This is a genomic window from Brevibacterium pigmentatum, from assembly GCF_011617465.1.
Taxonomy (GTDB): Bacteria; Actinomycetota; Actinomycetes; order Actinomycetales; family Brevibacteriaceae; genus Brevibacterium; species Brevibacterium pigmentatum.
Map to the genome: position 1 here is coordinate 1611074 of NZ_CP050153.1, position 15553 is coordinate 1626626.

General features: G+C 64.7%; 10 protein-coding genes. 5 read left to right on the forward strand and 5 right to left on the reverse strand.

Features of this window, described 5'->3' with window-relative positions; all coding sequences use genetic code 11:
• Positions 1–161 precede the first annotated feature (161 nt).
• Positions 162–1694: a DEAD/DEAH box helicase gene (locus GUY30_RS07295; protein WP_167195660.1), complete on the reverse strand. Its 1533-nt coding sequence runs from the start codon at positions 1692–1694 to the stop codon at positions 162–164.
• Between the two features lie 60 nt (positions 1695–1754).
• Here GUY30_RS07295 and GUY30_RS07300 point away from each other — a divergent pair, with 60 nt between their 5' ends.
• Positions 1755–2387: a ferritin-like fold-containing protein gene (locus tag GUY30_RS07300; protein ID WP_167195663.1), complete on the forward strand. Its 633-nt coding sequence runs from the start codon at positions 1755–1757 to the stop codon at positions 2385–2387.
• An 85-nt stretch (positions 2388–2472) separates the two neighbouring features.
• Here GUY30_RS07300 and GUY30_RS07305 read toward each other — a convergent pair whose 3' ends face one another.
• Together GUY30_RS07305 and GUY30_RS07310 are read right to left on the reverse strand one after the other, a co-directional pair.
• The gene (locus tag GUY30_RS07305; protein ID WP_167195666.1) at positions 2473–2694 is read right to left on the reverse strand and encodes a DUF3107 domain-containing protein; all 222 of its coding nucleotides are present in this window, start codon (positions 2692–2694) and stop codon (positions 2473–2475) included.
• A 120-nt stretch (positions 2695–2814) separates the two neighbouring features.
• Positions 2815–3408: a TetR/AcrR family transcriptional regulator gene (locus tag GUY30_RS07310; RefSeq protein WP_228281793.1), complete on the reverse strand. Its 594-nt coding sequence runs from the start codon at positions 3406–3408 to the stop codon at positions 2815–2817.
• Positions 3409–3523: 115 nt separating this feature from the next.
• Between GUY30_RS07310 and GUY30_RS07315 the strand changes: the two genes are divergently transcribed.
• On the forward strand, positions 3524–6862 hold the full coding sequence (locus tag GUY30_RS07315; protein WP_167195669.1) for a PD-(D/E)XK nuclease family protein: 3339 nt from the start codon (positions 3524–3526) through the stop codon (positions 6860–6862).
• Positions 6862–10041: an ATP-dependent helicase gene (locus GUY30_RS07320; protein WP_167195672.1), complete on the forward strand. Its 3180-nt coding sequence runs from the start codon at positions 6862–6864 to the stop codon at positions 10039–10041. Before GUY30_RS07315 ends, GUY30_RS07320 begins: the two co-directional genes overlap by 1 nt.
• A gap of 49 nt (positions 10042–10090) precedes the next feature.
• Here the strand turns inward: GUY30_RS07320 and GUY30_RS07325 are convergent, their stop codons facing one another.
• Positions 10091–11347 carry a protein kinase family protein gene (locus GUY30_RS07325; RefSeq protein ID WP_228281794.1) on the reverse strand — a complete coding sequence of 419 codons (1257 nt, stop codon included), beginning with the start codon at positions 11345–11347 and terminating at the stop codon, positions 10091–10093.
• 136 nt (positions 11348–11483) lie between these two features.
• Here GUY30_RS07325 and nudC point away from each other — a divergent pair, with 136 nt between their 5' ends.
• Positions 11484–12461, forward strand: a complete 978-nt coding sequence (gene nudC / locus GUY30_RS07330; protein ID WP_167195675.1) for an NAD(+) diphosphatase — start codon at positions 11484–11486, stop codon at positions 12459–12461.
• The gene (locus GUY30_RS07335) at positions 12458–14497 is read left to right on the forward strand and encodes an ATP-dependent DNA helicase UvrD2 (protein WP_167195678.1); all 2040 of its coding nucleotides are present in this window, start codon (positions 12458–12460) and stop codon (positions 14495–14497) included. The genes nudC and GUY30_RS07335 overlap by 4 nt, the downstream gene beginning before the upstream one ends.
• Here the strand turns inward: GUY30_RS07335 and GUY30_RS07340 are convergent.
• A complete protein-coding gene (locus GUY30_RS07340; RefSeq protein ID WP_167195682.1) occupies positions 14474–15376 on the reverse strand; it encodes a hypothetical protein in 903 nt (300 codons plus the stop codon). The genes GUY30_RS07335 and GUY30_RS07340 overlap by 24 nt on opposite strands.
• Positions 15377–15553: the final 177 nt, after the last annotated feature.

Sequence of the window (15553 nt, forward strand, 5' to 3'; positions counted from 1 at the left end):
CTCTCGTTCGTACTCGATGACATGGCGTCCGATCATCATCGGTCACAGAATTGAACGGGATCGGGGGTCGAATTGAACACAGGATGAACGTAGGGCCCCGACCGGGTGGTCGGGGCCCTACGTAAAGTCTGCGCGGCGAATCGCTCTCGCCTGCGGACGGATCAGTCCTCGCTGGAGTCGGTGGCCTGGTGGCCGCCCTGACCTGTCTGACCGCTCTGCGCGCGGTTGACCGGCTTGCCGCCGCGGGTGCGGCGACGGCTGCGCTGGCGGCGCGGCTTGCGGTCTTCGCCACCGGAGGCGGAGAAGGAGTCACGACGGTCGGACGAGCCGCCTCGGCGGGATTCGGAACGGCCGCGACCGGAACCGCGAGGATCGGACCCACGGCCCTTGCGCTCACCGGTGGACTTCTCGTCCTCACCGTCGGAGGGCTGGCGCGGCAGCCGACCCTTGGTGCCCTTCGGAATGCCGAGGTCGGAGAAGAAGTGCGGGGAGGTCGAATAGGTCTCCGCGGGCTCATCGAAATCGAGGCCCAGGGCCTTGTTGATGAGGCGCCAGCGGGGCATGTCATCCCAGTCGACCAAGGTCATGGCGACACCGGAGTTGCCGGCTCGACCGGTGCGTCCGATGCGATGGACGTAGGTCTTCTCGTCCTCGGGACACTGATAGTTCACGACGTGGGTGACATCGTCGATGTCGATTCCGCGGGCCGCGACATCCGTGGCCACGAGCACGTCGACCTTTCCGTCGCGGAAGGACTTCAGGGCCTTCTCGCGCTGTGACTGACCGAGATCTCCGTGGAGGGCCTTGACCGCGAATCCGCGATCCTCGAGTTCGGCGGCGAGCTTGTCGGCGGTGCGCTTGGTGCGGGTGAAGATGATCGTGCGACCGCGGCCCTCGGCCTGGAGCATGCGGGCGACGAGCTCGGATTTGTCCATCGAGTGGGCACGGTAGACGAACTGCGTCGTGTTCTTGCCCGTCAGCGACAGGTCCTCATGGTCCTGTGCGCGGATGTGGGTGGGCTGATTCATGTACCGCCGGGCCAGGGTGATGACCGCTCCCGGCATGGTGGCGGAGAAGAGCATCGTCTGGCGGTGCGCGGGCACGGCGTTGATGATCTTCTCGACATCGGGCAGGAAGCCGAGGTCGAGCATCTCGTCGGCTTCGTCGAGGACTACGGTGCGCACGCGGTGGAGCTTGAGGATCTTGCGACCATAGAGATCGAGAAGGCGACCGGGCGTGCCGACGACGACGTCGACGCCGGACTTCAGGCGGTTGATCTGCGGGTCGAAGTCCATGCCGCCGTAGATCGTCATGATGTCGATATCGCGCTGCACGGAGGCGGTGACGAGATCGGCCGCAACTTGCTTGGCCAGCTCACGGGTGGGAACGACGACGAGGGCCTGCGGCAGACGCGGCTCCTTGCCATCGCCCACGCTGTCCGGAGTCGATTCCGGGTCGGAGGTGACCGACGAATCCTCGGTCTTGCCGACGACGCGCTGGAGAAGGGGGATGCCGAATCCCAGGGTCTTTCCGGTGCCCGTCTTCGCCTGCCCGATGATATCGGCGCCCGACAGTGCCACGGGCAGCGTCAGCGCCTGAATGGGGAAGGGGTGGGTGATTCCTGCCGAGGCCAGCGAGGCCACGATCGGTCCGGCGACTCCCAGTTCCGCGAAATCCGCTTCCGTCTCCGCCATATTCCAAACTCCTTTTAGCGCGTATGCGCTTGTCATGGTGCGAACCGGTAGTCTTGAACTATGCCCGATTCTGTCCCATTGGCCGGTAATGATGCTGCAACGCTCGCACTTCTGGCGTTCGGCGAGCTGACCGGTTTCGAACGTATGGCCACTAACGCGACGACCGCAGCGGATCTGGATGACAAAGTCATCCTGGCGCGGCTGGCCTCTCAGTCATTCGCGAACTTCGAACAGCTCTCACAGCACATCGATCAGATGGGCCAGGATGTGATCGAGCTCTGTCAGCATTTCGAACCGACCTTCAGCACTCTGGCTGAAAGGACTCGTCCTCGCGACTGGTACGAAAGCCTCATGAAGGGATTCGTCTTCGACGGAATCATGAATGATTTCTACCGCACGGCGGTGAACGAACTCGCGGAGCCCGGATACAGCCTGGCTATTGCAATTCTCGATGATACACGTGCCAGCGAATATGCGCGCAATCGTCTGACATCCGAAGTGGCCGTCGACACACAGCTGGCTTCGCGGCTGGCCCTGTGGGGGCGCAAGCTCGTCGCAGAGACCCTGGGCCGTGCCCGCAGTCTGCTCACCGACCCGGTCCTCGGCCTCGACGAAGACCTCGTCGTCGAACTGATCCCGGCGGTGACGTCGAACCATTCGAAGCGGATGTCGGCACTCGGCCTCGTCGCCTGACTCTGTATCTGAGACACCATTCCGCAGCGGATGCAGCAGGGCCCCGGTCATCATGACCGGGGCCCTGCTGCTGTTGATGTGTTTCTCAGGCGCTGAAGCCCACACGACGCGGTGACTCGGCACCGATTTCGAGGTAGCCGAGCGAAGCGGAGGGAACGAATACCTGACGGCCCTTCGTGTCGGTGAAGGTCAGCAGCCCCTCGGACTGGATCGTCTCTTCGACGCGGGCTGCGAGTGCCTTCGCATCTTCGTCCGTTTCGAGGATGATCTCGCGCTGAGTCTGCTTGACGCCGATCTTGATTTCCATGGTGCTCCTTGTGCCGATGCTCGGTGATCGATGACGGATTGGACTGTGTTCAGCTTAACGTCCGCAGGCTTGGGTTTCTTCCCCATGGATTCCGCTGAAGGCTGAGCGGCCGGTGGAACGTCAGCGATCCGCGAACGACCGCAGTCCGCCCCAACTCATCTGGGTGAGCAGTTCGACGGCTGTGTCGACGTCGACACCGCGATGAGAGTCGATCTGCTTGACGACGACCTCGGCGGTGCCGATGAGAGCCCGGCACAGCAGCTGTGCCTCATCGTCGCTGAGGCGGGCGAAGTTCTTCAGCGCCGACACGACCCGTGTAGCCGAACTCTCCCGCAGCGCGCGCAGCTTCTGTTCGGCTTTCGGCTCGTAGACGTCCGAATTGAAGATGATGACGAACTCTTCGCGGTGTGAGACCACGAAGTCGAAATACGCGCGATAGGTCGCGTGGACCTGCTCATGCGGATCGGTGGTCGATCCCAGAGCTTCGGCGAGCCGAGAGTCGAGCAGCGCGGCCGAGGAATCGATGAGCGCCAGGTAGAGGTCCTGCTTCGAATCGAAGTGCTGATAGAGCACAGGCTTGGACACACCGGCTGCCTCGGCGATCATGTCCATTGAGGTCGTCCGATATCCACGGGTGGCGAAAACGGAGCGTGCGACTCCCACTAATTGGTCGCGGCGCTGGTCACGGGGCAATCTCTGTTGTGGACTCGACATTCTTCAATGCTACGCGAAGACAGGCTGTGCATCGGGCATCCGCGCTGTCACATTGACGACGCGCCGGTCAGGGGCTCGGAAGTCTCATGTCAGCGGGCCGTGATGGAATACGAGTATGGATGAGATGACGCAGCGGATGGGCAGCACCCTGCTCTCCGGCGGCTGCCTGAATATCATCGGACGGCCGGGAACCGGGAAGACGACTCTGCTCGAGTCGCTCTATGCACAGCTGGTGTCGACGATCGACCCCGCCTCGGTCCTCGTTCTCACACCCGACCGTGATCACGCCGATGTGCTGCGCAACCGTCTTCAGCTGCCTGCCGATGCCGTTCTGTCCTCCGCCCCGGCCCGCAGTCTGGCGTCGTTCGCGTACGGCATCGCCCGTGCCGCACATACGACGCGGACCGGGGAGGACCTCGAATTCATCTCCGGTGCCGATCAGGATGTGTTCCTCGCCGATCTCCTCGGCGGCCACGAACTGGGCCATTCCCGCGGCCCGGCGTGGCCGGCGGAGATCACCGCCGAGGTGCGCTCGACCTCGGCCTTCCGAACCGAGGTCCGCGACGCGCTCAACCGCGTGATGGAGTTCGACTTCGGCATGCGCACTCCCAGCCCGTCGTCGGAGACCTCCGAGCACGTCTTCGACTTCGGTCGCAGCGCCCTGGATCGTGCCCTTGCCGACAACCCTGACCCTCGGTGGGAGGCCGTGGCTGAGATCCTCGACGAATATCTGGGCATCATGTCCATGCCCGGATACGGGGGCGTCGACTCCGCGACCGTTCTCGCCCTCGCCGCTTTCGAGATCTTCCGTGAACCCGCCGAGGTGACGGCCGGACGTTCGTGGACGTTCGCCCCCGACCGATTGCCCTCAGTGGTTCTGGCCGACGGGGTCCAGGACTTCCCTGCCGCCAGTTGGGGAATCCTCGAACAACTGCGCGCCAGGGGGAGTGCCATCGCTCTGTTCGGCTCGCCCGAGACGGTGACCGGACGTTTCCACGGAGCCGACGCGTCGATCATCGATCGGGCGACGGCCGAGGCCGGCTTCGAAACGGTCGTGCTCGATCGTCAGTGGGATGTCGACCCTGCATTGGCGACGACCATCGACGGCTTCGGAGCCAGGATCACCACGCGCTGGTCGACCGGTCATATGCCGCGCCCACGTTCCCTCGAGGATGCTGTTGATTCTGCGGCTTCCGCTGAGGCGTCAGCGAGCGTGCCGCAATCAGCTCCGACGGCGGCACCTGTTGAAGGGCTGTCTACCGTGTCGTCCGAGCCTGCCGTGGAGACGCACGTATTCGAGGGCAGTGCGTCCGGACACCGATATCTGGCCCGTCGGATCACGAACTTCGTCGAACAGGGGCACAGCTGGTCCGATGTCGCACTCATCTGCCGCAATTCGTCGAGTGCTCGCGCGATCGCCAATGAGCTGAGAGCCTCAGGGGTCTCGATCGCCACTCTCATGCAGCCGCTCAATGTCGACCCCGCGACCGCACCGTTGTTGGACCTGCTTTCGACTGCCCCTGATTTCGACGATGACGAGTCGATCGCCGACCTCGCTCTGTCCCTGGCCGGCAGCATCTACGTCCGCCTCGACCCCGTGCAGATCCGCCGGTTCCGACGAGCAGTGCGCAGACAGTTCCCTGCATCCAGCAGCACGGCGTCGCTGGCTCAGGCACTGCGCAGCCCGATCGACGATTCGTCCCCACAGGGACTGGCCACGATCTCGCGGATGCTCCACGCCGCGGCAGAGGTCGGCACGACCGACCCCCACCAGGCGCTGTGGAGCATCTGGGACGCAGCCGGGGTCGCGGAGAGATGGCAGTCCGAAGCCCTGCGTGATCCGGAATCGGTGACCAACGGCTATCTCGATTCCGTGCTGCGACTCTTCGCCTTGGCCGAGAAGATCGCCGACCGCGGCGGATTCACCGCCCGGTCGTTCGCCGGCATCGTCGCCGAACAGGACATCGCCCAGGACTCCCTGGCCGATACCGCCGGATTCGCCGATCACGTCCTGGTGGGCACGCCGTCCTCTCTCGCCCATGTGCGTGTGCCTCTGGTGATCATCGCCGAAGTCAACGAAGGCGTGTGGCCGAACCCGAAGCTGCGCGGCGGAATCCTCGGCCTCACCGACCTCACAGCGGTGCTTGCCACCGGTGAGACGGTCACGGGCGACCCCGGCTACCACGCCCATGCGAAAAGGACGAACCTGCGCGAGGAAGGCGAGCTGTTCTACACCGCACTCAGCCGGGCCCAGGAGCACGTGATCGTCACTGCCGTCACCGATGCGGAGACAGAACCGTCCCCGTTCTTCGATGTGCTCGCCGCCGGCTCGGCTACGGGCTCCGAGGCAGGCGACGGCTATGCGATCACTCATGAGGATGAGCTGCCTCCGCTGACGCTGCCGGAGATGGCTGCGCACGCTCGTGCCCACCTGCTGCAGACCGCGGCAGCCGAATATGACGAAGGCACGAGCGCTGCGACGGCGGCTTCGGAGACCAACCCGGACGAGAGCCCGGAGAGCTCTGAGACTCCGGACGGCTCTGGGATGCCGGACCCGGACACACAGTCGTGGGCGGCACTGATGCGGGCACTCTCGAACGCCTCACTGGCGGTGGAATCACCGACGCAGTGGCGCGAAGCAGAGGACGTCACCACGAATGAGCCGCTCTACACAGACTCGGATACGGTCCGCGTCTCGCCCTCCCAGGTCGAGGCATTCACCGACTGCTCCCTGCGGTGGTTCCTCACCCGCAACGGCGGTGACCGCCCGATGTCGACGGCCCAGAATCTCGGAACCATCATCCACGCCGCCGCCGAGAACTATCCGGAAGGACCCACCTCAGCGATCCGAAGCTTTGTGGAAACGGAGTTCGCGTCTCTGGAATTCGATGCGGAATGGGAACGCGAACGGGAATTCGACGTGGCGATGAGCATGGCCGACCGCCTCGGCGATTACATCAAGAAGACGCCGGGCCGCCTCGTCGGAGTCGAAGCGCAGGTCTATGCGGTCGGCGTGGACGCAGACGGACGTGAGTGGAAGGTCACCGGACGACTCGATCGAGTCGAGGAAGTCGAGGGCGGACTGCGCATCGTCGACTTCAAGACCGGCAGGAATGTCGTCGCCGGCAAGGAGATGGACCGGCACGCCCAGCTGGGTGTGTATCAGGAGGCGATCAATTCCGGCACCATCAGGGTCGGTGAGGACCGGGAGATCGACGCGCATGCCTTCGGCGCCGAACTCGTCTTCCTGCGCAAGTCTGCCCGAACGGTTCGGGAGCAGTCGGCGCTGGACGTCGATGAGAACCCCGACTGGGCGCGAGAGCTCATCGACGACGTGTCCGGCAGGATGCGTGCCGCGAGCTTCCCAGCCCGGGTGGACCCGCAGAAGTGCCTGTCGTGCCCCGTCCGATCATCGTGCCCGGCGATCGGTCCGAAGATGTTGGAGGAGACCTGATGCGCTTCACCGCCGAGCGCCTTGCCGAGCTCACGGCTGCCGACCCTGCCCAGGCTTTCCCACCCAGCCCCGAGCAGAAGGTGATCATCGAAGCGGACCCCGCACAGTCGATGAAAGTCACTGCCGGGGCCGGTTCCGGAAAGACCACCGTCATCTCGCAGCGCGTGGTGTGGCTGGTCGCGAATGAGTACGTCTCTCCGGAAGAGATCCTCGGGCTGACCTTCACTCGCAAAGCCGTCGGTGAACTCGGCGGACGCATTCGCCTGCTGCTGTCCCGCCTGCGGCACAACCTCGGGCGCGGCCAGGACCTGTCCCTGCCCGGTCTCGACAACCCGACCGTGTCCACATACAACTCCTACGCCGCATCGATCGTCAGCGAACACGGGGTGAGCATCGGCATCGAACCCGAAACGGTCCTCCTGGATGACGCTGCAGCGCACACCATCGCAGGGAATCTCATCGATTCCACACCACCCGACGAGATCCCCGGAGACTTCTCACGCGAGACCATGATCGCCGACATCATCGCCTTGGCCGGGCAGATGAATGATCACGGTCGAGATGTCGACGAAGTCACGAACTATCTCGAGCAGTGCCTGGCCGCGCTGGTGTCCAGCAAAGGAAAACCCGTCGACCCCAACGGGCGACGGGCGAAGCTCGAAGCCAAGATCCGAACGGCTCGGCTAGCCGATGCCTATATGCGTGCGAAACGCCGCAACCTGGCCATGGATTTCTCCGACCAAGTGCGATTCGCTCAGCGCATCCTCGACGAGGTGCCGGCCGCAGCCGAGGCCGAAAGGGCCCGGTGGAAGATCGTCCTCCTCGACGAGTTCCAAGACACTTCGGTGGCTCAGCTGAAGCTCCTGCGCGATCTCTTCCATTCCACTGCCGTCACCGCGGTCGGCGATCCCCGCCAGGCCATCTACGGCTGGCGCGGTGCCAGTGCGGACAACATGGTCCGGTTCTCCTCGGATTTCCGCGATGTCGAATCCCTGTCTCTGAGCACGAGCTGGCGCAACGACCGGACGATCCTGCAGGCCGCCAATCGCATCGCCGCCGGACTCGCCGACAGCAATGAGTCCCCGCTGTCGGCCCGCGATGGAGCCGGAGACGGAGAAGTCAGCGTCGAGATCAACTCCGGTGCCCACGACCCTGATTTCCTCACCAACGGCCTGCGTGCACTCACGGAATGGTTCCGCACCGTCCCCGTAGGTTCGTCGAAAGCCGTGCTGTGTCGCAAACGCGCCCACTTCGCACCGGTTGCGGCGGCTTTGGAGGCCGCCGGGTTCGCTGTTCATGTCCATGGCTCCTCCGGGCTGCTGACCGACCCCTTCGTCGCCGATCTGCGTGCAGTGCTCACCGCTGCGGTCGATCCGATGGCCGGTGACGAGATTATGAGGCTCATCAGCGGACGGATGCTCGGCCTCGGCGCGGGCGACATTGCGGGACTGCAGGCCTTCACCCGTCGTCAGACGGAGAGGCGAGCCGCAGACAGGGCTGAACCGGCCACCGAGGATGTCATCGCCGAAGCCATCGACCAGGCGACGATCGTCGAGGGCATCGATGAACTCATCGAGGTCCAACGTGCTCTCGACCAGGGAGCGCGAACAGGTGCCGACAAAGGACTTGTCGCCGATTACGAGCAATCCGGTCTGAGCTCGGAGGCGCTGCATCGTCTGGTGCGGCTGGCACGCGCGCTGCGAGCCACCCGGTCGGGTACGGGCACCGTCGCCTCGATCATCCGCACCGCCATGTCAGAGACCGGAATTGATTCGGATATCTGGGGTCTCAGCGACTCCCCGCGCAATCTGCACCGAGCGTCCGTCGACGCGTTCCTGTCCGCGGCCAGCCAGTATTCGGCCACCGATGACAAACCCTCGATCACCGGCTTCCTGTCCTGGCTCAGCCTCATGGAAGCCCACGATGCCCTCAGTGTCGCTGAACCGACGACGGCAGCGGACGCGATCAACATCATGACCGTCCACGCCTCGAAGGGCCTGGAGTTCGACGCCGTCGCCGTTCCCTCCCTGGTGGTCAAGGACTTTCCGACCGAACCGCGGGACAAGGAAGGGTGGATGGACCGCACCGCCCTGCCGTACCCGCTGCGCGGTGACCGCGCTCATCTCGTCGACTTCGACCTGCGGGAAGCCGAATTCGATACGAAGAAGGCCCTGGACGAGTGGATCGGAGACTTCATCCGCCCACGGATCGCCGACGCGCACGAGGGGGAGGAGCGCCGCCTGGCCTATGTGGCATTCACCCGCGCCAAGAGGCATCTGTGGCTGGGAGCCGAACTGATGGGCTCACGCGCCGTCCCCGACGATCCCTCGCCCTTCCTCACCGAAGCGATCGAGGCCCTGGGGCTGGAGGTGGAAATTCCCGAACCGGCCGACGAATCGGCGGCGGACCGGATCGAGACCACCCCATGGCCGGTGCCCCGCACGAGGCAGGTTGCCGCCGCACAGCGCGCAGCAGGCTGGGTCGACGCGAGCCCGGACGTCAGCTTGGAGTCTCTGGCTGAAGAGCCGGGAGTGATCGGACGCTTCGCCTCTCAGGCCCTGCGCATCGGCGACCGCCCAGAATCCGTGTCCGCGGCGGCGATGCCCGATCGTCTGTCGGCGACGGCCCTGGTCGCCTGGCGACGGGACCCTCAGGGATTCCGTACGCAGACCCTCCGCCCGATCCCGACTTCGCCGAGCCGAGCGGCCGAGATCGGAACGACCTTCCATTCCTGGGTGGAACAGCATTTCGGTCAGTCGAGCATCGACATCGGCGAAGACGAATCGGTGCGACCGATCGACGCCGAGACGATCGAACGTCTGCAGGCGACGTTCTCAGCCTCCGAGTTCGCGACGCGTCGAGCCGACCATGTGGAGATGTCCTTCGAACTCGTCCTCGGCAGATTCCGGGTGCCGGGGAAGATCGATGCCGTCTTCATCACCGGGGATCATGCCGAAGTCGTGGATTGGAAGACGTCGAAGAAGCCCGATGCCGCAGTGCTCGAAGTGATGAAATGGCAGCTGGCGCTCTACCGGTTCGCGATTCTGCGCGTGCATCCGGAGATCACCGAGGTGACCGGGACGTTCTACTTCGTCGGCAGCGATGAGATCGTGCAGTTCACGGATCTTCCTGACGAGGACGACGTCGTCGCATGGCTGGAAGCCAACGATCTCGGCTGAGTTCAGTGGAGCCGGGACTTCGGCCGAGTACAGCGGATTCCGGCTGAGATCAGCGGATCCGGCCGGTCTCTTCCCCGTTATCACCTTCGTCGGAGTCCCGAGTCGGTTCGGTCCGCACCTGCGATCCCGGCTCGGAGTCGAACTCTGAATCGTCATCTGAGCCTGTTGCCGCGGGTTGAGCTCCGGGAATGAACACATCGGCGGCTGCGGTCTCTGTGATCGCGGCTTCGACGTCGGGGGAGTCGGCTCCTGCCGCTGCCGTCGCTGGCTGTGCACCGCGAGAGCTCTGTGCATCACGAGAGGCGGCTTTGCCAGAGACCGCATCGCCGGCAGAACCGGCAGCGGAATCCGCGGTCGGCCCCTGAGCGGGTGCAGCGTCATCGGCTGTGCTGCCGAAGAGGACCTCATTGAATGAACGGAGGAGCTCGGCGGCATCCTCGATAGCCGTCTCATCCCCGGAGTCGACGGCTTCGAGCAGCCAGTCGAGCACTGCGAATTCGGCCAACAGCTCGGCACGGGCGATGACGTGCTCATCCGCGTGGGGCCGGGAGTTGCGGTATTCCTCGTAGAAGGTCGGCAGGGCGGCAGGATCGATCAGCGCAGAAGCCGCTGCCAGATCGATGGCCGGATCGGCGACGCGCAGACGACCGATCTCCGCGAGAGCGAGCACTCGTTCCTGATCGGTATAGACGCTCGTCTCATCGAGAGAGCCGTGGATGGGTGTGGCGAGGAAGTGCCAGAGCGCGACCTTCTCGAATTCCTCTTCCCAGTGCTGCAGCAGAGACGACGGCACTCGACCGGTGCTCGCCGCCTGATCGAGACGTTCGAGGATGAGGAACTGCGATCGCGAAGGATCCTCCACCGGGAAGCCCGCATCGGAGACGGGCTCGGGCGCTGCCGAATGCAGAGTCGCCAGAGCCTGCGCCAAGGAACTCGCCCGCGAGGTGTCGGCGATGGGCACATCTCCCAGGGGTGCACCCGGCAGCGGATCGGCCAGCGTCACCGTCGTCGGAGACGTGGTGTCGAAGTAGTCGGCGTCCACCTCGGTGATGGCCCGCAGGCGCGGCCAGACGAAGTCCGCATGCGGATACATGGAATCGTAGATGCGTCCGGCCTCAGCAGACGAGCCGATGTCCGCGGTCCGATCGAGTTGGGTCTGAGCCGTTGCGACGAGCTGCTGATCGTCATCGTCGAGCAGGACTCTGACTCCGGCGTCCAACGGCGGCAGGGGAGTCCATGAGGTCGGGACGAAGCCGTCGAGCATCGTCGCCGCGATCGCAGTCAACTTGAGCGCCTTGGTATCCACCTTCCCCAATCTACCGTCTGGGTTCGGCTGTGACACGGGACTCGCCGTCGAGCGTGTCTGCTGAGGCGACTTTCGGTTCCGATCGGGCAGGCACGGTCAGGGTCGTTGTGTCAGGACGCTGAGATATCGTGGGGGCATGAAGCCATTGCCTCCAGTGCAGCCGATCAGTCTCGCCCGACACGGAATCGATCGGGACCATCTGACTCGGGGCCAGGACGGAGACCTCAGCGAGATCTGGACCTCAGGGGCCCGAGCCGTCTTCGAACATCGCGGGACGCTGCTCGTCGCCGGCGGCGGACTGTTCCTGACGGACCGCGAACAGGTTCCGGAAAGACAGACGGAGGTCTACCTCGGTCGTGATCCGCAGGGCACCCGTTATATCGGAGTGTCCCTGGACGACGACGGTCGCAGCCACATCGATGCCCGACTGGACGCTTCACGCGCCCGGGACGCCTCCGACCAGCTCACCGCGCCGGGCGAGGGCATCGACAGTTCCGAACCTGTCTGGCTGCCCCTGCGTCACCTCGCCGAGGCTCTCGACGATGTGCAGGTCTCCCTGGCCTGTGAGATCGTCGGCTTGGGAAACTGGCATCGCGCTCACCGATTCTCACCGCGCACCGGCACCCCGACCACTCCCGTCCTGGGCGGATGGGTCCGCCGCGACCCGGAGACCGGAAGCGAACACTTTCCCCGCACCGATCCTGCCGTCATCGTCGTCATCGTCAACACCGATGAGGACGGTGTCGAGCGTGTCCTGTTGGGCAACAACGCCGCGTGGGAGTCCGATCGGTATTCGCTCTTGGCCGGATTCGTCGAACCGGGGGAGACGCTCGAACACGCCGTGATTCGCGAGATCTGGGAAGAAGCTCACCTCGAAGTCACCGAACCGCGGTATCTGGGCTCCCAGCCGTGGCCGTTTCCCTGCTCGCTCATGCTCGGCTTCTCGGCAGTCGCTCCCAGCCGCGACTTCGCCGCTGACGAAGCGGAGATCGCCTCCCTGCGCTGGTTCACCCGGGAGGAGCTGAAGGACGCCATTGCCAGTAGTGAGGTGCGCGCCCCGTCGACGATCTCCATCGCCGGTCAGCTCCTGCACAGCTGGTTGGACAACGCATGAACGCTTCGGCCACGGCCCTGCTCGAGGCCCTGGACGATGAACAGCGTGCTGTCGCCACCCACTTCGACTCTCCGGTGATCGTCCTCGCCGGTGCGGGCACAGGCAAGACCCGCGCCATGACGCACCGGATCGCCTATGGAATCGCCTCCGAGGTGTTCCCGGCCAACCATGTCCTCGCTCTGACCTTCACAGCGAAAGCAGCGGGGGAGATGCGTTCACGACTGCGCGGTCTCGGAGTTCCTGCGGTTCAGGCGCGCACGTTCCACTCCGCGGCGCTGCGTCAGCTGCGGTTCTTCTGGGACCGATTCGCCGAGGGAGATTTTCCGCGGATCATCGAGAACAAGGCGGGCATCATCGGCTCGGTCATGCAGAGTCTCGGGCTGGAGACCAGCCGGGAGCTGACCAGGGACGTCGCGTCGGAGATCGAGTTCGCGGCTTCTTCCCTGCTCGGTGTCGAAGACTATGCGACGAAGGCGGCGGCCCGGGACCTCCCCGGCCAGCTGAGTGTCGAGGACATGGTTCGGATCTTCGAAGCCTACGGGGAGGCGAAGACGCGAGGACGGCTGCTCGACTTCGACGATGTGCTCCTCGTGCTGTCGGGTGTTCTGGCCGAGTATCCTGCCATCGCAGCCGAGATCCGCGAACAGTACAGACACTTCGTCGTCGACGAATTCCAAGACGTCTCGCCGCTCCAATACGATGTGCTCTCCCGGTGGCTGGGCCCCCGTGACAATCTCTGTGTCGTCGGTGATCCCGCCCAGACGATCTATACCTTCGCCGGAGCCGACGCGAGTCTGCTCGGATCGCTGAGCACCTCGATGCCCGAGGCCAGAACGATCCGATTGGTGCGCAACTACCGGTCGTCCCAGGCCATCGTGTCCACGGCGAACAATCTGCTGCGGCACACCTCGCGGACCGCGCTGACTCTGCGGACCGACAACCCCATGGGCCGTCAGCCGCGCATGGTGGAGTATCCGACCGACGAGGCCGAGGCCACCGGAGTGGTCCAAGCAATCTCCGCCGAGATCCAGGCAGGACGGCGTCCTCGCAACATCGCGGTCCTCTTCCGCACCAACGGGCAGAGCCCGTCCTACGAGCAGGCGCTGGCCGCAGCCGGAATCCCCTACGTGCTGCGTGGCGGAGAGCGCTTCTTCGCTCGCAAAGAAGTCAAAGAAGCCGTGCTCATGCTCAAAGCCGCACGAGCGACCTCGAGCGGTCAGCGTCTGCCAGAAGCTGTGATGGAGGTCCTCGGTTCACTCGGCTTCACTCGTGAGCCGCCTGCGGCCGGAGCCGGCAGGCAGCGCTGGGAATCGCTCAAAGCTCTCGTCGACCTCGCCGAAGAACATCAGCACGGTCAGGAGCTGCCCGTGCCGATGGAGGTCTTCCTAGACGATCTGTCGGATCGTGCCGAGCATCAGTTCGCCCCGGACATCGAAGGCGTCACTCTGGCGTCCTTCCACGCCGCGAAGGGCTTGGAATGGGACAGCGTGCACCTGGTGGGCCTCAGCGAAGGATTGCTGCCCATCAGCTACGCCCAGACACCGAGAGCCATCGCCGAGGAGCGGCGTCTGTTCTATGTGGCACTGACTCGTGCCGGCACAGACCTGCGGATGAGCTGGTCGCTGGCCAGGTTCGATTCGAAGCAGAAGCCGCGGAGATCCTCGCGCTTCCTCACCGAACTCGGGCAGTCCGGGCCGACGATGGGGGACGGTCGCGCACCGTCGAGCTCTGCGACTCTCAACCGCTGCAGCAGCTGCGGGCGGGCATTGGTCTCACAGGTCGATCGTGCCGTCGGACGATGCTCTAACTGTCCTGCCGACATCGACCTCGAGCTGTTGGACCGTCTGCGCCGGTGGAGGGTTCGGATCGGAATGGAGCAGGGGCTGCCGCCCTACCTCGTGCTCACGGACACCTCGCTGTCGGTCATCGCAGAGGTTCGGCCGCGCAGCCTCGACGAACTCGCTCGGGTCCCCGGGATCGGTGCGACCAAACTCGAACTCTACGGAGCGAACCTACTGGGCCTGCTCGGCGACTGACCCGAAGTCGGGGACCGGTGTGCGACATCGGCACCGGTCGTGGAAAACCAGTCCGGTGTCCGTGATCTCTCCCGCATCCAAGGTGACCACTCGACGGACGGGTTCCACCTCGGGTCGCAGCAGGGCCTGTCGCAGCATCTGGATGACATGCGCTGAACCGAGGATCCGCGCTGCGGGGTCGCTCAGGCTCTCACGTTCGGGTAGAGCACGCAGACGCGGATGCTGATCGAGCCACCCGGCATCACTGTCCTTTCTATGCAGGCATGCGCAGACAGAGCACGGCGTCGACCCGGGACGGATGAGCCCCGTGATCTCCACCGTCTGCTCACCGAGGACGACTTGGCAGTGGTCGACTTCGCGATCGCTGAGCCACATCGCGGAATTCAGATCCGGAACCAGATGTGAACTCGTGATCACCACTGGTGCCGCCATGAGGTCGAGCTCTTCGACACGGTGGTCCGCGGCGACGGCGAATCCGAGGGCGGCCAGCTGTCCGCCGAGATGGGCACGCAGCGGGCCGGTGACCAGGACCGGCCGCGATCCGAGGACTTGTGAGACGCGATCCGGCGACAGATTGAATGTACGCGCGGCGGCGAAGACCGGTGACCCTTTCGGCACAGTGCCGCTGTCTGCATCGTCGGGGACGAGCACACTCGCCTCGCCGAGGAGGGTGATGAGGGAACTTGCCCTGCTGAGGTCGACCCCGAGCTCCTGAGCGCGCGCATAGAACTGAGCCGAGCCGATGCCGAGGCGGAGATCCTCGATGAGACTGGCATCGCCGGGCAGCAGACCATCGATGAGCACAGGATCATCGGCACCGAACTGGATGCACGAGGACGAACGCCACGTGATCGGAACGCTCGGAAAGATTCTGAACATCTCGGCCCCTTCGCCTCGGCATTGTGGAGACTTCCACGGTAGTGAACGAGAGCCGGAATAGCCACGGCAGGGGATCGGCTGTGGATAACCCTGTGGAAAAACGGCTGAGGACAGGCCGGGAAACGTGTCCCGACATGCCCTCAGCCGCATAGTGCCCCAGGCGCTCGCGAAGACTCG